This window comes from Luxibacter massiliensis, from assembly GCF_900604355.1.
Taxonomy (GTDB): domain Bacteria; phylum Bacillota; class Clostridia; order Lachnospirales; family Lachnospiraceae; genus Luxibacter; species Luxibacter massiliensis.
In genome coordinates this window covers 294,747-312,854 of record NZ_UWOE01000002.1, presented here as the reverse complement: position 1 = coordinate 312,854, position 18,108 = coordinate 294,747, and the positions used below count along the sequence as shown (strand labels likewise).

24 protein-coding genes and 1 pseudogene are annotated in these 18,108 nt (G+C 43.4%); 3 read left to right on the top strand and 22 right to left on the bottom strand.

Annotation, left to right across the window (positions count from 1 at the left end; genetic code table 11):
• Positions 1 to 576 precede the first annotated feature (576 nt).
• The 20 genes from EFA47_RS19435 to rlmD all read right to left on the bottom strand — a co-directional run bounded on the left by EFA47_RS19435 (position 577) and on the right by rlmD (position 11,699).
• A complete protein-coding gene (locus EFA47_RS19435) occupies positions 577 to 1,020 on the bottom strand; it encodes a DUF3795 domain-containing protein (RefSeq protein ID WP_122644824.1) in 444 nt (147 codons plus the stop codon).
• A 13-nt stretch (positions 1,021 to 1,033) separates the two neighbouring features.
• On the bottom strand, positions 1,034 to 1,594 hold the full coding sequence (locus EFA47_RS19430; RefSeq protein ID WP_122644823.1) for a DUF3795 domain-containing protein: 561 nt from the start codon (positions 1,592 to 1,594) through the stop codon (positions 1,034 to 1,036).
• On the bottom strand, positions 1,591 to 2,058 hold the full coding sequence (locus EFA47_RS19425; RefSeq protein ID WP_122644822.1) for a GNAT family N-acetyltransferase: 468 nt from the start codon (positions 2,056 to 2,058) through the stop codon (positions 1,591 to 1,593). Before EFA47_RS19425 ends, EFA47_RS19430 begins: the two co-directional genes overlap by 4 nt.
• 40 nt (positions 2,059 to 2,098) lie before the next feature.
• The gene (locus EFA47_RS19420) at positions 2,099 to 2,620 is read right to left on the bottom strand and encodes a methyltransferase family protein (protein WP_122644821.1); all 522 of its coding nucleotides are present in this window, start codon (positions 2,618 to 2,620) and stop codon (positions 2,099 to 2,101) included.
• Positions 2,621 to 2,666: 46 nt separating this feature from the next.
• Complete coding sequence (locus tag EFA47_RS19415) at positions 2,667 to 3,101, bottom strand: GNAT family N-acetyltransferase (RefSeq protein WP_122644820.1); 435 nt, start codon at positions 3,099 to 3,101, stop codon at positions 2,667 to 2,669.
• Positions 3,098 to 3,226 (bottom strand): helix-hairpin-helix domain-containing protein, encoded by a 129-nt coding sequence (locus tag EFA47_RS19410; RefSeq protein ID WP_235853389.1) that lies wholly within the window; start codon positions 3,224 to 3,226, stop codon positions 3,098 to 3,100. The genes EFA47_RS19415 and EFA47_RS19410 overlap by 4 nt, the downstream gene beginning before the upstream one ends.
• Positions 3,227 to 3,738: 512 nt before the next feature.
• Positions 3,739 to 3,927 (bottom strand): S16 family serine protease, encoded by a 189-nt coding sequence (locus tag EFA47_RS20535; RefSeq protein ID WP_334295129.1) that lies wholly within the window; start codon positions 3,925 to 3,927, stop codon positions 3,739 to 3,741.
• Positions 3,905 to 4,354, bottom strand: coding sequence for a S16 family serine protease (locus tag EFA47_RS19405; protein ID WP_330512246.1), 450 nt, complete (start codon positions 4,352 to 4,354; stop codon positions 3,905 to 3,907). Before EFA47_RS19405 ends, EFA47_RS20535 begins: the two co-directional genes overlap by 23 nt.
• Before the next feature lie 300 nt (positions 4,355 to 4,654).
• On the bottom strand, positions 4,655 to 5,380 hold the full coding sequence (locus EFA47_RS19400; RefSeq protein WP_122644819.1) for an SDR family NAD(P)-dependent oxidoreductase: 726 nt from the start codon (positions 5,378 to 5,380) through the stop codon (positions 4,655 to 4,657).
• Positions 5,381 to 5,398: 18 nt separating this feature from the next.
• A complete protein-coding gene (locus tag EFA47_RS19395) occupies positions 5,399 to 5,944 on the bottom strand; it encodes a flavodoxin family protein (RefSeq protein ID WP_122644818.1) in 546 nt (181 codons plus the stop codon).
• Positions 5,945 to 5,982: 38 nt separating this feature from the next.
• Complete coding sequence (locus EFA47_RS19390; RefSeq protein WP_122644817.1) at positions 5,983 to 6,402, bottom strand: pyridoxamine 5'-phosphate oxidase family protein; 420 nt, start codon at positions 6,400 to 6,402, stop codon at positions 5,983 to 5,985.
• A 107-nt stretch (positions 6,403 to 6,509) separates the two neighbouring features.
• On the bottom strand, positions 6,510 to 7,076 hold the full coding sequence (locus EFA47_RS19385) for a TetR/AcrR family transcriptional regulator (RefSeq protein WP_122644816.1): 567 nt from the start codon (positions 7,074 to 7,076) through the stop codon (positions 6,510 to 6,512).
• A 77-nt stretch (positions 7,077 to 7,153) separates the two neighbouring features.
• A complete protein-coding gene (dmpI, locus tag EFA47_RS19380) occupies positions 7,154 to 7,324 on the bottom strand; it encodes a 4-oxalocrotonate tautomerase DmpI (protein WP_122644815.1) in 171 nt (56 codons plus the stop codon).
• 24 nt (positions 7,325 to 7,348) lie between these two features.
• Positions 7,349 to 7,684, bottom strand: a complete 336-nt coding sequence (locus EFA47_RS19375) for an aldo/keto reductase (protein ID WP_122644814.1) — start codon at positions 7,682 to 7,684, stop codon at positions 7,349 to 7,351.
• Positions 7,671 to 8,216 (bottom strand): flavodoxin, encoded by a 546-nt coding sequence (locus EFA47_RS19370; protein ID WP_122644813.1) that lies wholly within the window; start codon positions 8,214 to 8,216, stop codon positions 7,671 to 7,673. The genes EFA47_RS19375 and EFA47_RS19370 overlap by 14 nt, the downstream gene beginning before the upstream one ends.
• 18 nt (positions 8,217 to 8,234) lie before the next feature.
• Positions 8,235 to 8,753: a nitroreductase family protein gene (locus EFA47_RS19365; RefSeq protein ID WP_122644812.1), complete on the bottom strand. Its 519-nt coding sequence runs from the start codon at positions 8,751 to 8,753 to the stop codon at positions 8,235 to 8,237.
• Positions 8,750 to 8,986, bottom strand: a complete 237-nt coding sequence (locus EFA47_RS19360) for a hypothetical protein (protein WP_122644811.1) — start codon at positions 8,984 to 8,986, stop codon at positions 8,750 to 8,752. Before EFA47_RS19360 ends, EFA47_RS19365 begins: the two co-directional genes overlap by 4 nt.
• Positions 8,987 to 9,124: 138 nt before the next feature.
• Positions 9,125 to 9,988: a LysR family transcriptional regulator gene (locus EFA47_RS19355; RefSeq protein WP_268888500.1), complete on the bottom strand. Its 864-nt coding sequence runs from the start codon at positions 9,986 to 9,988 to the stop codon at positions 9,125 to 9,127.
• 52 nt (positions 9,989 to 10,040) lie between these two features.
• Positions 10,041 to 10,286, bottom strand: a complete 246-nt coding sequence (locus EFA47_RS19350; RefSeq protein WP_122644809.1) for a 23S rRNA methyltransferase — start codon at positions 10,284 to 10,286, stop codon at positions 10,041 to 10,043.
• Between the two features lie 24 nt (positions 10,287 to 10,310).
• Positions 10,311 to 11,699, bottom strand: coding sequence for a 23S rRNA (uracil(1939)-C(5))-methyltransferase RlmD (rlmD, locus tag EFA47_RS19345; protein ID WP_122644876.1), 1,389 nt, complete (start codon positions 11,697 to 11,699; stop codon positions 10,311 to 10,313).
• A gap of 351 nt (positions 11,700 to 12,050) precedes the next feature.
• On the opposite strand from rlmD, the pseudogene EFA47_RS20530 reads away from it, so the two are divergent.
• Positions 12,051 to 12,269, top strand: a pseudogene (locus EFA47_RS20530) (IS110 family transposase); the annotation flags it as partial.
• A gap of 172 nt (positions 12,270 to 12,441) precedes the next feature.
• Here EFA47_RS20530 and EFA47_RS19335 read toward each other — a convergent pair.
• On the bottom strand, positions 12,442 to 13,383 hold the full coding sequence (locus EFA47_RS19335) for a 3'-5' exoribonuclease YhaM family protein (RefSeq protein ID WP_122644808.1): 942 nt from the start codon (positions 13,381 to 13,383) through the stop codon (positions 12,442 to 12,444).
• 121 nt (positions 13,384 to 13,504) lie between these two features.
• Positions 13,505 to 14,806: a S1C family serine protease gene (locus EFA47_RS19330; protein WP_122644807.1), complete on the bottom strand. Its 1,302-nt coding sequence runs from the start codon at positions 14,804 to 14,806 to the stop codon at positions 13,505 to 13,507.
• 123 nt (positions 14,807 to 14,929) lie between these two features.
• Between EFA47_RS19330 and EFA47_RS19325 the strand changes: the two genes are divergently transcribed.
• Together EFA47_RS19325 and EFA47_RS19320 are read left to right on the top strand one after the other, a co-directional pair.
• On the top strand, positions 14,930 to 17,305 hold the full coding sequence (locus tag EFA47_RS19325; RefSeq protein WP_122644806.1) for an endonuclease MutS2: 2,376 nt from the start codon (positions 14,930 to 14,932) through the stop codon (positions 17,303 to 17,305).
• A gap of 98 nt (positions 17,306 to 17,403) precedes the next feature.
• Positions 17,404 to 18,105 (top strand): response regulator transcription factor, encoded by a 702-nt coding sequence (locus EFA47_RS19320; protein ID WP_122644805.1) that lies wholly within the window; start codon positions 17,404 to 17,406, stop codon positions 18,103 to 18,105.
• Positions 18,106 to 18,108: the final 3 nt, after the last annotated feature.

Sequence of the window (18,108 nt, the reverse complement as noted above, 5' to 3'; positions counted from 1 at the left end):
TACTTCACAAAAAGAAAATTTGTAAAAATCAGTTTTGGTAAAAAAATAACTCCTATCACTAATTTGCATTATGAGAAGTTCGCCGATGGCAGCATGAAATGTATTAAAGATGAGATACCATTTGCTTTGCCGAAAGGGTGACGATGGGTTAGACTTGGAACAGTATATGAGCATAGTACAGGAAAGGCATTGAATTCTTCTAATGCTGAAGGTGTGATGCTAACGTACATCACTACAGCAAATTTATACTGGGATAGGTTTGAACTCGATTTAATAAAACAATTCGCTTTCCGTTCCACATGCCTACACCTTATCAAACGAAATCCACTCGTCCGAAGGGCATGTATTAAGGGATGCCCTTTGGGTATACTTATTGAACTGCTAATGTTCAATGAAGTACACAACCCAATATATCTTTAGAAATCGTGCTAATCATTAAAATCTTTTATCTCCTTTATACAATTACGCTATATTTGTTTTCATTTCTCTAATATTTTCAGATAATTCTCCAGCCTTTTCTTCACATATTTTATAAACAATTTTTCCATTGCTCCTAAATTATGCTTGTCCTGCTGTTTAGTCCAATAATTGTAATCTCCCCTGCTTCTTTTGCATTTTCCACTGACACTCACTGCATTCTGCATCATGCAACGAAATAATCCCACCACACTTTGGGCAGGTAAATTTTTCTTTTTGCTTCTCCATGAACGTTTCCACTCCCTGTGTCTGTACCATAAGGCTGTTTTCCAGAAGGCTTGCATGATATCTGATGTTGTAGCTCTTCTCCAGAGACTTTAACTGCCTGCAGGGATATTCCAGGCACTCGTAGCAGTAAGACACTCCTTTGTCTGTCGCACAATCCTTAATTTTACATTTCCGGCAATGCTCCGGCTTTCCTTCATCTCCCGGATTACAGCCGGCACACGGTTTTTTATGATAACAGTGCTTATAACACACCATACAGTTCATTCCGCATGGGGCAAACATCTCCGGATTCATTCCCTCTATCGGCATTTTCATGGCTGTATCCCTCCTACATTTCTTTGCCTTTTGCAGGCTTCTTCCTCAGTTTTAAACATATTCCCTTCTGTTCGGAGACCTTTTGAAGCACCCCTGCCATATAACCAGCCTTTTCTTTTACTGAAAACCCCGTCTCCTCTTTTTTTGCCTGCTCCACCACGATCCGTAAATCATTCAGCTCCAGGAGATTCACTGCGAGACAAAAAAACGTTTTCTTTCTTCCATCATTATAATTCTTAAGCAAATCATTTAGAATACCAGCTTTTTCACTCTGTTCCTTCTGGTATGCATTTACACCAATTTTTTTCAACTTCTCAAAATCACGGTATCTGTTTCGGTGTGTAATAAAGGAATCATATTTATCTTCCTGTGGATACTTTTCACAGGGAAAGCTCCTACACTGATTGCAATATGCTATTTTTCCATGGTCCAGACTGCATTTTGCTATTTTACAAGGTTGGTTTCCCACTCCGCCCCCGCAGCCCGGGCAATGTCCGCCCAAGTGCATGGAACATAATGCGCAATTCAAACCACAGAGAGAGAATAATTGGTCTTCTCTGATAAAATTTTTCATAATCCAATTTTCTCCATAGTATGGTAACAAAGATAATCTCCGTTTTCTGTTTCGATTTTCTCAAAGGCAATTATTTCATATCCTCTTTTGAAGTACATACTTTCCGCAGGAAAAGAAGCATCCACATGAACCTTGGAATGTTTTTCTAAAATTAGTTTTTCCAATACATCCATTAGCCTGCTGCCATATCCCTCGCCCTGATACTCAGGAAGAATAAATAATCTGCAGATTTCGTTTTTCCTGATACTCCCTGTCCCTACAATCTTTCCTTGTGCCAACACAAGATAGATATCTTCCTTACGCTTTACTTTTTCAATTTGCATCTCACTATGCAGCTCTACAAAAAACTCCACGGCTCCCGCCGGATAATACTGAGGATAGATGGCCCGTACAGTTTTTTCTGCAATTTTTGCTACCATAGCTGAATCCTCTGTCCGCTTTAACTCTATAGTTGATTGAAACATCTGCAGCCTCCAAATAAAGACACCAAGATTTCATTCTCCTTTAAATATATCTTCTTACTTCTTGCCTATATTGCCTATAATGCTCACCAAACCGTTTCTCGCATTCTCTCTCTTCTGCAAGGACAATCCAATGAGAGGATATCTGAAACACCAAAATAATCCCTCCAAAAATCCATGATTCTGTCAGAAACGCACACCCCATAAGGTATATAAAATACGACACATACATAGGATGGCGGGAAAATCCATAAATTCCTTTCGTGTTCAGACCCTCGGGGGAAGGGGATGAAAACCCAATAATAGAGACTGCACACAGCAGCAACCCCAACAGATAACATACTGTTCCAGCCAAAAATAAACCTGAAAATTCTATCCGTACTTTTAAAAAACACAGATAAATAACTATTGCCGCATTAGAAATTTGATAAAGCCAATATGCCGCCATTTCATTTCCAATCATTGGAGCAAAGTGAGCTGCACGCCGGACTGACTCCCTGTCCCTACACCACAGTAACCCAAATCTGATTAGAAAAAATGGTATCAGCAGAATCAAACCATTCATTTCCTTCACACTCCTCACAACTAATACCAGTCGGATAATTGCGGTCTTAAGGAATCATCACTTTCATCCTCTGGCATGGATAATCGAAAACGGTCAATTCCTCGCCAGCCTCAAATCCACAGGCATGATAGCAGCGGTGTGCCGCGATCCCCTTCTCATCTCCCGCCCGGAAAGTAATAACCGAAAGTTCCGCCCCACTGGGAAAACAGCTTTTTACCCGCGCAACTAATTCTCTTCCAATTCCACACTGACGAAACTCCGGCCGTACTGCCAAAAAGGTAATCTCCTTTTCTTCATAGGAAAAGCTAATTATCCCTGCCAGTTTTCCCTGCTTTTCCTCCAAAAATGCTTCTTTATTCCGTATCGCATTCTCCAATGCTTCCAAAAACTCTGTTTCCTGATATCCAGCAAAATCCGCTTTTACCTCTTCCATCATAGACAGTACTTGTCCCATATCTCCTTGCTCTACAAATCGTATCATTTCCGCTCCCTTCCCTTTAAATCTTCAATCGTCCGAATTCCAATATTTCGCAAATCCTGCTCTATATTCTTGCCTACTCCCGGAATTTCCCGTAAATCACAGCGTATTTCTTTAATCATTGTCATCTACTTTCACCTTCTCCTGTAGAAAAGTATGGACAACCGCCAGTCTGCCAGCGTCCTGTCATCAAAACTATCCGCAACAATCCGCCCAACCAAATCCGGATGTTCCAAAGCAGCATTGCTTGCCGTCCAAGCTCCTTAGCCGGTTCCTACAAGATTTATTTTTACACACCGTAAATGCTCCAACAATGCAATGGTCTGGTTTGCTTTTTTCCATAAGTCCACTGGAACCCCTCTACTCCATCCGATTTTCCACTTTCCAGAAAATCAATCAGAATTGCCTTGATAGTATCTGTATATAATGGCAAAAAAAGCCTAAACATTTTCGATGAAGCAGTATCCCCATACCTTGTTGGACGAAGTCCGCCTGTCCCAAGGACATATATTACGGAATGCCCGAATGGGTATAAATTTCAACCTCTGCTCTGTATGATGATTTCAGTATAACATGGATGCAAACGTTTGCCATTTAATTTTAAAGATTTCCTGCTCCATTATTCTATCTCCTTCCACAATCATCCTGGTATATTTGTCATTGGTGTTCCGAATGTTGCGCCGCTCCAAATCACCTGCTCTATTCTTGGCAGCTGAATTCCCAGCATTTCCTTCAAAACATCCTCAATCGTGCTGATGGGAATGATAGTCAGCTGGCTTTTGATCTCCTCAGAAACACCTTTCAGATCACTTGTATTGTCTTTTGGAATCGGAACCTTGGTAATCCCAACCCACTGTTCGCCATAGAGCTTTTTCTTTCAGACCGCTGGTTGTTGTGGCTTCGCCCCGCAGGGTAATTTCACCTGTCATAGCCAGTCTGGAATCTACCTTTTTTCCTGTGATCAGCGAAACCAGTGCTGTAAACAGCGTGATGCCAGCAGAAGGCCCGTCCTTAGGCGTAGCGCCAGAAGGAACATGGATGTGAATATCCTTTTCTTTGAAATTCACAGCGTTCATCGGCAGTCTTGATTTCAGCAGGCTCAATGAAATACATGCGGATCCCTTCATCACATCTCCAATCTGCCCGGTCAGGATGATCTGTCCGGTTCCTGGAGCACCAATCAGTAAGAGGGCAGAGCCTTTGTTCTCATTTGTATGCTGCATAACCGCCAGGTATTGGTCAATGCAGTCTTTCACCCTATCCATCCCGTAATGGCGTGCGTTTAGAATCTCTCTGGCGAAACAGATAGTCAATAAATAAAAGACTATATTCCCGGACAGAATCTATTTCTATCAGACGGTTGCATTCTTCTATAAGCGGTAAAAACAGTGCCATCCCTGACGTTAACGATGCTGTTGACCGAAAAAAGCAGTTCGTTGGAATAAAACCCCGTTTCCTGCATTTCTGTATCCGGTTTGCGGTTTTTCCTTGCTAATGGCCTTCTTTCTACTTTCTTAGCGTTTTTTCATTTCTCCTGGTATCATCAGGGACAGTTATTACCAGGGCAGTTCCTTACCATCACGGAAAAATCCACCTGTCGGGCCATCATCCGGTAAGGTTGCCGCCCAGATCACACTCTTTGCACTGACCTCCACTGGTCGGCCAAACATTCCGCTGCCAAACGTATCCGTAATATCCGGGCATACTGCATTTACCAGAATGTGATCCTTCTCCAGCTCTTTTGCTGTTTTAAGGGTTAGTCCGTTGACGGCCAGCTTAGAAATTCCATAACCGGAGCAGGGAATGCCCATTGCACCATCTAAGAAGCCATACTGTGGATCTCTGTAAGAACCTGCGCCGCTGGAAACATTGACAACCCTGCCATGCTCCGACTTCTTCAAAAGGGGAATAAACTTCTGTGTCACATTCCATGTACCGATCACATTAGTTTCAAACACCTGACGAATCTGTTGAATATCCTGTGTTTCCACCGGATCGCCTGCCTGCATGACTGCCGCATTGTTAATCAGAACATCTACTCTGCCAAACTCTTTCTCAATAGACGCAGCAGCATTTTTTACACTTTCTTCGCTGGTAATGTCCATGGGCACATAGGATGCCGAAATCCCTTTGCGGGCCAATTCCTCTGTATGGACGGCAAGTTCCGCCTCTGTTTTTCTCGCTGTCAGAATCACATGACAACCCTTTTCTCCAAGCTGCTTTGCTGTTTCATATCCCAGACCGCCTTTTCGTCCGGAGCCTGTAATCAATACAATCTGCATGATATTTTCCTCCTCTGTTTATAAAGATTTTCCAAGTTCATAGGCCTGCTGTGCATAGGGGGTCTTTTCCACATCCCCAGGGCCAAACACACCGCCTGCCAGCACACTTCCCGCATCCTTCCATCCCAAGCTCTGCCCAAAGCACATCTGATAATACGGAAGCAGCGTATTCTCAATGGCCTCTGCCGGACTTGCTGCTGCCGCAAGAAGAGCCACCTGTTTATTCGCAATGCTCTCCGGAGACAGTGCATAGAGCCGGTCCATTACCATCTTGATCTGTGCGCTGAACTGCATCCAGTAAAGGGGGGATGCCCATACAATGACATCTGCCCTCTGGATTACCTGGTAAACCTCTGTCATATCGTCATTCTGGACACAAGGATTCCCTTTGCCCATCTTACAGCCATTACAGCCGATACACGGATGTAGATTCATTTTACTAAGGTTCATTTTTACGGCTGTATTGCCATTCTCCTGAACGCCTTGGATCAGATAATCAGACAATGTTTCGGAACACCCTCCTGCTACGGGACTTCCGTTTAGTACAACAACTTTCTTTGACATTTGATATTCCTCCTAAAATTTAATTTTGATTTATCAATTCAGTCCAGATATTCTGATTGCTTGATAATCTCGCCTGTTTTGCTAAATGTGTAATAATCTGCGACTGCTTCCTTCAATGCGAACACATCAAATTTGCCGCCATAGACAGCATAATTCTGCGCAAGCATCGGCATTTCGGAAAGTGCTCTGGCGCAAGCATCCCCCGTTGTGAACTTGACCGCTTTGCCGCTGACACGCAGCCAGCCAAACTGATTTGTCATAGCCACAAGCTCCACATAAGGATTTCCCATAAGCTGCTTGTAGGTGGACTTATTTTCATTGGTAGTAAAGCACAGCTTCCCATCGTAGTCCATAAGAAATCCGTAAGGACGTGCCTTAGGCTTGTGTTCCTCATCCACCGTAGTCAGATAAAAAGTACCTGCGTTTCTGAAGTTTTTCAAAACTTCTGCTCTGTTCATAAAAGTTCCTCCTGATATTTATTTTATAAACGAATAATCGTTTATTAATTTTTTTAAATATATGCGGGTTTGTCCTCTATAAATATCGGACAAATTCCCGCATATATCTACTCTACCAATAGCGCTGCCTGTGTAATCTGAATCAGTTCTTTCAAAAGCTCCGTTGCATCTGCATGATAAGAAATCGCACCTGCCGCCAGCATCTTTACTGGATGAAACAGCAAGGCATATACATTGATTGTGTTATACGGACGGAAGATATGTTCCTCCTGCCATTTCTCCACAAGTTCCATCATTTTGGTAAAACCCTTGACCTCCGAACAGTTGTGGGTCAAGGCCGGACTACTTGCAAACTGCTCCACAAAGCTGGACAGCTTTTCATGTTCCATGACAAATTGAAAGTAACTCATAATCAGGTTTTCAATAATCTGATGACCATTCTGCTTTCCCTGTACGCTTGACAGCAGGGCACCATACATCTCCTCGGCACATTCCAAGTAAATCGCCTGAAGCATACTTTCTTTATTCTCGTGGTAAATGTACACCGTAGCGGGCGAGACACCTGCACACCTTGCAATTTTAGAAATGGACGCACCGCCAAAGCCTTCTGCCAGCACCACCTCTATGACAGCTTCTTTGATACGCTGTTCCTTTTCATCATCTCTTCGTCTCATCGTCTCACCTCCGGACTTTATAATAAATGATTATTCACTTATTTTCAAGTCCTGTTTTTATTTTTTTAATGCTTCACTCAGCATTTTCCCCCCACACCCCAATTATCTAGGCTGTTTTCTTTGATCAGGACATAAAAAGAAGATTCATTTACGCCAAGAACCTCACTTGCCGATTTTGTAAGTGCCTGGATCAGCTTCTCCTTTTGTTCCCTTGTTGCCATTCCGATCTCTACTTGAATATGCGGCATATTGATTCCTCCCTGTTATTCTATTTAGTCGTGTACCTTAAAGTTTTCAAGCAGCCATTCTGCTTTTCCCGGTTCCTCCGGATCGTGAGAGCCTTTCCCTGTATCCAGACCGCGCAGCCGCTCCATCTCATCTTCTGACAGTGCAAAGTCAAAAATATTAATGTTCCCGGCAATTCGCTCCGGATTTGTAGATTTTGGAAGGACAATCCAACCTTCCTGAATCTCAAACCGCAGGATAATCTGTCCCGGATTTTTCTGATATTTTTCTGCCAGTCCAGCAATAACAGGATTCCCTAAAAGCTCCAGATTCCCATGGCCGAGAGGATAGTATGCTTCCAGCTTTACATCATACTGATCCATAAGACTTTTCAGCTCCCTTTGCTGACAAAACGGGCCGAAGTTCTTTCAGCCATCTGTCAATCTCTGTTTTGTAATTTCCCATGTTTGCGGGGGTGTTGATTTTAGTAGATACCTGATATTGATTGAATATACCGCAGCCCCGCAGCACGTAAGAATCCGGACAAAGCTTTTTCACATCCTGCACATGAAGTCCACTAGTTCCGTGAGTCATAAACGGAATTACCGTCTTTCCTGCAAAATCGTTCTGACGCAGAAACGTCCGCATAGGATTAGCAATTGTTCCCCACCAGCAGGGACTGCCTGCGAAAACCACATCGTATGCCGCAAGGTCTGGAATCTGTATAGACAACTCCGGCTCATAGCTTTTGCCGTCTCGCCCAACTTGACTGACACAGGCATCATAATCAGCCGGATACAGATTCTTCACTTTTAATTCCAGAAGATCTGCTCCAATCTTGTCTGCAATGTACTCTGCAACCGCCTTTGTATTCCCGCCCCATGAGTAACAGACTACTAAACTATTTTTTGCCATTCCATCTGCCTCCTGATTTTATAGATAAGAAACGGTTTCAGAAAGCTCCTTGCGTGAATCATGGTTTACCAAAGGCTTTACTCCTTCTGCCGCATAGCCAAGATCCATCATCATCAATATTTCTTCGTTTTCTGGCAGGCCAAGTTCCTTTGCCGCTGCCGCAGGATCAAAAAAGTTAATCCAGCAGCTGTCCACGCCTGCGTCTGCTGCCGCCAAAATCATGTGTGTCGCAACAATACTGGCATCCTCCACACCGGAATCTCTCTGTTCTCCCGGATAGGTAAATACATTTTCCTTATCAAACGCAACAACCAATACCGTAGACGCCCCATAACGGCAGGGTGTCACCTGGTCGATCTTCGCCAGTCCTTCTGCGGATTCCACCACATAAATACGCTGTTCCTGAAAATTCTTTGCGGTAGGGGCCAAACGTCCCGCCTCCAGAATAGAAACAAGCTGCTCCCGGTCCACTCTGCTCCCATCAAACTTTTTGCAGGAATAACGCTTCTTTGCCAAATCCAAAAAATTACAACTCATAATAAAAATCCTCCTTTTTGCTGAATCTCACTTCTCAGACAATCCAGCTGCATAATTTGAGCCTCCAAATCATGGATGGTATCAAGAATGGTTCTCCTTTTTTCGGAAATCATCAAAATCCGTTTCCGTTCGGAACATTCCCCAGCCTCAATCAGCCTCTCATAGTATGCAGCTTCTTCCTCTGAAAAGCCCATTTGTTTCAAACACGTTGGTTTTTCTAAGCTCAAAATCATATCTACGCCCTCTTATGAAAACAGGTAAGCCTTCTCTCCTGGCTCACCTATACTATAAATGTTTTGCTTCCATATGTAAAATGCCTATAATGAGTAGAAGTCAATTCATTTTTTGAATACTCTCTCGTTTCCTAACCCTTATCCCTTATACTGTCCCTGTACATAACTGATAAATTCCCGTACTGCTTTAGAATGTCGGCGTTCTTCTTTCCACGCCAAGGCAGAACCGACTTGAATTTCCGGTTTAAATGGGATAAATTTCATTTCATCATAATGGCAGTCCGGCTCCAGGCAAATCGCTACCCCTTTCTGCTCCCGCGCCGCAATCACCGCATTGTGCAGCACATTGTAATTCATAGAAAAATCCATCAATTTTGCATATTCCCCTGACCATCGAATCAGTTCCTTGTGCGCTGGCGTATTCACATGAATCGTAACAACAGGCGTTCCCACTAACTCGCCTGGGCGAATGACACGGTTTGCGGCTAACGGCGACTCCCTGTGAATCAGAACACCCCAGCGTTCCCGGATTCTCATTGAGATAGTGGCATATCTTGAGAGGTTGAAAGGCAGTAAAAATAATCCCAATTCCAGAGACCCCTGCTCCATGCGTTCCTGAATATCCTCGTTGCTTCCACTGTAAAGTTCAAACTTTACCTTCGGGTACTGCCTCTGGAAAGATACGATCCAAGCAGACAGCTCCTGCACACTTTTTAGTTCCACACACCCGACTGACACAGTTCCCGTAAGGGTATCTTCATTTTGAACGATTTCATTTTTGGCTTTTTCCGCCAAAGCCACAATATCCTGCGCCCGGCTCCGGAACAAAATTCCTTCCTCCGTCAGCGTAACACTATGACCGGTTCGCTCAAACAGTTTTACTCCAAGTTCTTCCTCCAACTGCATAAGTTGACGAGACAGGGTTGGCTGTGTAACATGAAGAAGTCCGGCAGCTTTGGTTATATTTTCCTCTCTGGCTGCCATCAGAAAGTATTCTAACACACGTGTATCTATGTAAAATCACCACCTTATCTTTTCCAGTTTAACACCTGTATCATACAGGCACAATATAGTCTTGGTCTATAAAATCTTCCATCTCTTTCGGACAGTATTTAATATCAGGATTTTCTTTCTTTGATTTATGATGGTTTTCTCCCATCTCCAAGCCGCACATACGCTTCACCTGTGCAATATAAGCGGTATGCACATTTATACCGTACTTATCCTTGACGTACTCTTTGATTTTCTGATAAGCGGCCTTTTCTTTTGGGGTGTAGCTGCTTTCCTCCCCCGGCTCCATCGTGACCTCTATTTGGGGCGTGTCTTATCTGAGGGATAATTTGACTACCGTCTCCACATGCACCGTCATCGGAAATTGGTCTACAACCCTAACCCTCTCCAGCTCATATCCGGCTTTTCTCAAATACTTCAAATCCCGGGCCAATGTAGCAGAATCACAACTCACATAGACAATTCTATTAGGCTTCATCTTCGCTATTGTCTGCAGCAATAATTCATCGCAGCCTTTCCTGGGGGGATCAACCACGACCACATCCATATGCTTCTGGGTTTCTGAATCTTCCTGTCCAGTTTCCCTATAATATTCAGGAAGAATCTCTTCCGCTTTCCCGGTAAAAAACTCAGCATTTGTAATCCCATTTATGCTTGCATTATTTTTTGCATCCTCTACCGCCTGAGGAACTATTTCAATTCCATACACATATCTAGCCCTTTGAGCAAGAAAAAGAGAAATTGTTCCAATTCCACAATACAGATCCCAAACAATTTCGTTTCCCTTAAGTTCCGCATATTCCAAAGCCAAACTATAAAGCTTTTCTGTCTGGACAGGGTTTACCTGATAAAAAGATAAAGGGGAAATTTGATATTTAATCTCCCCAATAAAATCTGTAATATATCTCTTTCCCCAAAGCACCTCGCAATTATCTCCCATTATCACATTTGTATCCCTTGTATTAACACTCAATGTAATACTGGCCATCCCTTCAATCCTCTTGAGCTGCCCTACAAGCTCAGAACTATAGGGGAGTTTTTTACTGTTTACCACCAGACAAACCATAATCTCTTTCGTGGTAAATCCATAGCGAATCAAAACATGCCGGACTATCCCTTTCCTACTATGTTCATCATACGCCCCCACTTTATACTTCTTCATAAAATCCAAAACGGTTTCTAGAATTACCTGGTTCGCCGCTACCCCCAGCATACAATCTGTATTGGCAATAATGTCATGTGTCCTGCCTGCATAAAATCCAGTGATTGGATTATTATCTTTATCAGTGCCAAAAGGAAATTGGGCTTTATTTCTATAACAGAAAGGGTTCTCCATACCTATAACCGGTTCCATAACCCCCTCGATCAAACTTGCAGGAATCCCCCCTATCCTCTCCAGATTCCCTTTAACCTTATTATACTTAAACCTTAACTGCTGTTCATAGGACATTTCCTGAAGCTGGCATCCCCCGCACTTTCTTGCAAACTTACACTTCGGAACCACCCGTGCTTCTGAGGGAGAAATAATATTCATCATTTTCGCATAACCATAATTCTTTTTCACCTTCATAAGCTTCGCCTCTATGACATCTCCAATGACAGCATCCTTAATAAATAAGGTATAGCCATTGACTCTGCCTATACCTTCCCCATTCATTCCCATATCTTCAATTGTCACTGTGACAACATCATTTTTTTGCATAAAAATCTCCATTCCGCCGCCTTTCAGTTGGCGGCACAAATAGTAATGAAAGTGTTTCAACTCTCCATGCTGTGCTGTAAAATAGTTTACAAGAAGCTATACTACAAAGCACCGGAGGAGAAGTTGCAATAACTTTCTTCGTTTTAGACAGCATAAAAATCAGTATAAGTTCTGCCTTTTCAAGCACAAATAAGTGGTACTACGAGTCCGTACATTAAGAATTGTTTAAGCACCTTTGTTTAATTGTGTGGCAGTCCAGTCAATGGCTTCTTATCTTTTTACGAAAGGAGCCAGACCCATGAAAGTTACTTTTTAAACCTGTTGTGGTGTCGATGTTCACAAATCTTTTCTCGTCGCCACAATCAAAGAGCCATTATCGCGATTGCCCGAATGATTCTCACTGCTGTTTTCCAGATGCTGTCTACTGGCGAGCGGTGGAACCCAAGCGACTTATACAAAACTGATATGCCGCAAGCTCTTGTTGAAAAACAAAAAGCCAAGGCCATCAAATATGCCAAAAAACTTTTGCTGCGTGAAGGAATTATCCCCGAATCGCAATTAGCTTCCTGATTTTTATACTAAACATACATTCCTTATAAACACGCTACCTTATGATAGCTTGTTTAAGTGCGCCATTTCTTGGCTGTTCTCTACTTTCTTTCACACTAATACTCCTTTTGTACATTTAGGTACACATCTAAATGTAATTAGGGACGTAACCCTTTATCACTTTATTACGTCCTCAAATTGAACTCCGCCGCAGGTTTGTCTCAAACATGCGATTGTACCCCAGCCAGTCTGTCCCTGTTTTGTCTTTAAATATTTCTGTAAGTGTCTGCATCTTGGCATCTGCATTATCTGCCAGATTTAATGCAAAAGCTTCTGCCAGGGCTGGTTTTTTTGGTGATCCGTACTCTAATTCTCCATGATGTGCGATAATACAATGCTTAAGTTCACTGGCCAGTTTTTCGGGGAAGTCTGGAATGGAACGTACGGCCTCACTTACCATCTCGACTCCTATGATAATATGGCCGAGGAGTTGTCCATCATCAGTGTAGTCGTTATCTGGGAAGGGGGACAGCTCTTTAGTCTTGCCTATATCGTGGCAGATGGCGGAGGCAAGCAGCAAGTCTTTGTTGAGGATAGAGTATGTATCTGCAAAATACTCGCATAACCTTAACACGCTTAAAGTATGCTCCAACAGTCCTCCTGCAAACCCGTGATGTACGGTTTTTGCCGCTGAATGCTCCTTAAAGGCTTTGATAAACTCTTCATCTTTCATAAAGTAAAATTCTACCACGCTGCGCAGATAATTATTAGAAATCTGGCGGATATAAGAAAGCAGTTCCTCATACATACCATCCACGCTCTTCTCAGAGGCGGGCATGTAATCTGCCAGGTCGAACTCTCCTTCAGATGCTTTTCTAATCTGTTTAATATTTAACTGTAAATTATTATTATAACTGATAACCTCACCATATACTTCTATAAAATCTTTCTCATCATAGTCCGCAATCCCCTGTGAATTTGGATCCCATACCTTTCCATCCAGAGTCCCTGTCTTATCCTGCAGCAAGAGGTTGTCATATGGTTTCCCATTTCTTGTCTCTGCAGATCTCTTGCCTCTGCAAAGGTAAATATTACGTATTGTCTCGCCTTCGTGTAAATTATTAATATATCTCATAACTCCTACTAATCCTTTCCAATATCATCATATTATGGGGAATACCCTATTACATAACACAGGCTGCCACATAAACCTGACAGCCTTACTCCAGCCTTATCGGATATTGCCTGCCTATCATTTACTCCTGACTTCCGACAGTGACTGTAAAATCTATATCCACATAACCATTGGCGCCCCTGCGCTTTCCTACTATCTTGACACTCTCCCCCACACGGCTTTCCATGATAGCCTTTTCATAGGATAGTGTATTAGTCAGCTTCGTATCACCCACCATTTGAAGAATGTCTCCATTTTGAATCCCCGCAGCCATCGCCGGGGAATCCGGATTCACCTGGGTCACATAAATCCCTGTAGGCATGTCCTGCTCTTCAGAAATAGCCTCATTAATCGTGGTGCCGTAAACCCCTACGTAAGGCACGCTCTGGCCATTAACCAGCAATTCTATTGTAGCCTTTAAGTCGGAAATGGCGAGAGCTTTTACTGTACTTGTCTCTTTAGCTTCCCAAATCCCACAGTCAATCATCCCAATCACTTCACCATTTAGATTAAACAGAATCCCTGTCCCATCTGCCGCCGCTGCAATATCTGTAGTCAATATGCTCCTTTCCCCGTCTGCCAATATTTCTTCATATTTGTTAGAGCTGATAATCCCATATCCCACGCCGCCTGCATATCCAAATGTATTGCCCAATGCAATCACAGCATCCCCTCTCGTTACCAGATTAGAATTTCCCAGAACGGCCACCGATGCTGCATTCCAGGTTGTAGTAGAAACCTCTCCCCTGGCAATGCCAAATACAGCCAGTCCACTGTTTCTGTCCTGCTTTTTTAAGGTTGCTCCATACTGGCTGTCATCAGAAAATGTGACCTTCCAGCTCTTGGCATCTGCGCACACAGAATTGTCACAGAGAATCAATATCTCCTGCCCATTATCTGCCACAATGAATCCTGCTACGCTTCCTTCAGTGCCATGTCCCTCCGCTGACAAAGTATCATTATCTCCAGCCGCCTGTACGGACACAACACATTTATCTGCTTCCTTCGCAACCTCATATACTTTCTTCATCATCTCTTTATAATTATCAGCAGTCAGCGCCGGAGCCATAGCCTCACTTTCCTGTGAGGCTTCATCAGAAGAGGTGTCAGCTTCCTCGTCCTCTGGTATGGTAACTGTCTTTGGATCTCCCTGGAACGCACTCTGGGCCCAAGGTTTAAGCGCAAAAAAACCAAGGCAGGCAAACGTCCCGAAAATCAGTCCGTATATCCCCACCCTCGTGAGTTGTATCAGAATCCTTTTTCTTGTCACTGGCTTAGGCTTCACAGTGGCCTGCAAAAAAGAAAACTTCTCTTCCTCTAACCCTCCGTCCGGCTCTTCTGATTTTTCATCCGGCTCCTTTTTCTGCTCATCATCGTACGGCATAGGCACCAGTCTCCTTTAGCCTATAGTATAACTGATTCCCTGGAATTGTTCAATATTTATCCTTTTCAATATCCTTCAAATAGAGTAGAATGTACCTATGAACTCAGTGTAAAGGTGAACAGAATGAATCAGAAAACATTAAATAAATTAGAATACAATAAGATTATTTCCCTTCTTGAGGAGCAGGCTTCCTCCATGAGGGGTAAGCAGCTCTGCAGAAAACTCAGGCCAATGACTGATCTTCAGCGTATTAATACATTTCAGGAGCAGACGGCCGCTGCATTTACAAGAATTATAAAAAAGGGACGTATTTCCTTAAGTGACGCATTCCCCGTAGGAGAATCTTTAAAACGCTTGGAAATTGGCGGAACATTAGGAAGTGGCGAACTACTGCGTATCTGCAAACTTTTACAGACTTCGGCCCGTGTAAAATCTTATGGGCGCCACGATACCCAGGAGGATTTAACTGACTGCCTAGATGTTTATTTCCAGCAGCTGGAACCTTTAACGCCCCTCACATCTGAAATTGAACATTGCATTTTAGATGAAGATGAGATCAGTGACGAGGCAAGCAGTACCCTGAAGAATATCCGCAGAAAGATTTCATCTCTAAACGACAAAGTACATGCTACACTTACCGGCCTGGTTAACGGGTCTCTCCGGACATATTTACAGGACCCTATTATCACTATGCGTGGAGACCGTTATTGTGTGCCTGTCAAATCGGAATACCGGAGCCAGGTAGGTGGTATGATACACGACCAGTCATCCACAGGCTCCACCTTGTTTATCGAACCAATGGCTGTGGTGAAACTTAACAATGACTTAAAAGAGCTCTATGCAAAGGAGCAGGAAGAAATTCAGGTAATTCTGGCCATGTTAAGTACGAAAGCCGCCGAATTTACAGAAGAAATCAGGTCAAATTATAAAATCCTGACAGATTTGGACTTCATTTTTGCCAGAGGTTCTCTGGCTATTTCCATGAATGGGAGTCGCCCTGTACTAAATACCGAAGGGCGTATCCATATCAGGGAAGGCCGCCATCCATTGCTGGATCCTAAAAAGGTAGTTCCTATTACCGTTACACTTGGAGAAGACTTTTCACTGCTGATTATTACCGGCCCCAATACGGGAGGAAAGACTGTCTCCCTGAAAACAGTGGGCCTTTTTACACTCATGGGGCAGGCCGGACTCCACATTCCAGCTAAGGACCGTTCTGAGCTGGCTATATTCCACCAGGTATATGCAGACATCGGAGATGAGCAAAGTATTGAACAGAGCCTGAGTACTTTTTCTTCCCACATGACCAATATTGTCTCATTTCTCCAGAAAGTGGATGAAAAGTCCCTGGTTCTTTTCGACGAGCTGGGCGCAGGGACAGACCCTACAGAGGGGGCGGCACTTGCCATTGCAATCCTGTCCCATCTCCATGGCAGGAATATCCGCACTATGGCAACTACCCATTATAGTGAGCTGAAAGTCTACGCCCTTTCCACACCAGGCATAGAAAACGCATGCTGTGAATTCGATGTAGAAAGCCTGAAGCCTACCTACCGGCTTTTAATTGGAATTCCCGGGAAAAGTAATGCTTTTGCCATATCTGGAAGACTAGGCCTCCCAGATTATATTATTGACAGCGCCCGTGAGCATCTGACAGAACAGGATGTATCTTTTGAGGATCTGCTGACAGATTTGGAGGCAAGTAAGAAAACTATTGAGCAGGAACGAAGGGCCATAGAGGCATACAAGCAAGAAATAGAAACCTTAAAAATCCAGGCAAAACAAAAACAGGAAAGAATGGATCTGCAAAAGGAACGTATCCTCAGAGAGGCCAACGAAAAGGCCAGCGCGGTACTTAGGGAAGCCAAAGAGCTGGCCGATGAGACCATGAAAAATTTCCGTAAATTTGGTAAAGAGAATATTTCCGCCTCTGAAATGGAAAAAGAACGGGAACGTCTCCGCCTGAAAATAAAAGAGACTTCTGCTTATGGATCCATTCCGGTCCAAAAGCAAAAGAAAGCATATAAACCGGAAGATTTTAAACTTGGAGAATCTGTCCGGGTTCTTAGCATGAATCTGACTGGAACCGTAAGCTCTCTTCCTGATACCCGGGGGAATGTGACTGTACAGATGGGAATCCTCCGTTCACAGGTAGCAATTTCCGATTTGGAAATCATAGAAGAACCCGTACCTTATACTGCCAAACCTCTGAAACATACTTCTAAAGGTAAGCTTAAGATGAATAAATCCCTGTCCGTAAGTCCTGAAATCAACCTCCTGGGAAAGACCGTTAATGAGGCTGTCTCAGAACTAGATAAATATCTGGACGACGCTATACTTTCACACCTGAGCACCGTAAGAGTGGTGCATGGAAAAGGCACCGGAGCACTCCGCAAAGGCATCCACGAATACTTAAGGCGCCAGAAACACGTCAAGTCATATAGATTAGGAGAGTTTGGTGAGGGCGATGCAGGCGTTACAATTGTAGAGTTTAAATAAGAATTTATTATTGTCAGAATTATCAGAAAACGGAGCTCAAAGGGGACAGTCCCTTTTGCAAAAGGGACTGTCCCCTTTACATCCAAGGAGGCTAGTTTATGGTTACTAAGCAAAGAATTTTAATTGTAGATGACGATGAGAATATTGCAGAGTTAATTTCTCTCTATCTATTGAAGGAATGTTTTGATACAAAGATTGTCTATAATGGTGAGGATGCACTCTCCGCCTTTGATACTTACCATCCCAATTTAATCCTGCTGGACCTGATGCTGCCTGGTATTGACGGCTATCAGGTATGCAGGGAAATACGGGCCAAATCTTCTACCCCTGTCATCATGCTTTCAGCTAAGGGGGAGGTTTTTGACAAGGTACTGGGTTTAGAACTGGGGGCAGATGATTACATCATGAAACCTTTTGATTCTAAGGAGATGGTGGCCAGAGTACGTGCTGTACTGCGCAGATACCACCCTCCCAAGGTCGAAGAGCCTTCACATGAAAGAGCAAAATGTGCAGAATTTGATGGCCTGACTATTAATCTGACCAACTACTCTGTTACCTGTGACGGCCATCCCGTAGAAATGCCTCCGAAGGAATTGGAGCTTTTGTACTTCCTCGCTTCATCCCCCAATCAGGTGTTCACCAGAGAGCAGCTTTTAGATCAAATCTGGGGATATGAATATATTGGAGACACACGTACTGTAGACGTACATATTAAGAGAATCCGGGAAAAAATAAAAGACCATACCTCATGGGGACTCAGTACGGTGTGGGGCATCGGATATAAATTTGAAGTCAAATAACTA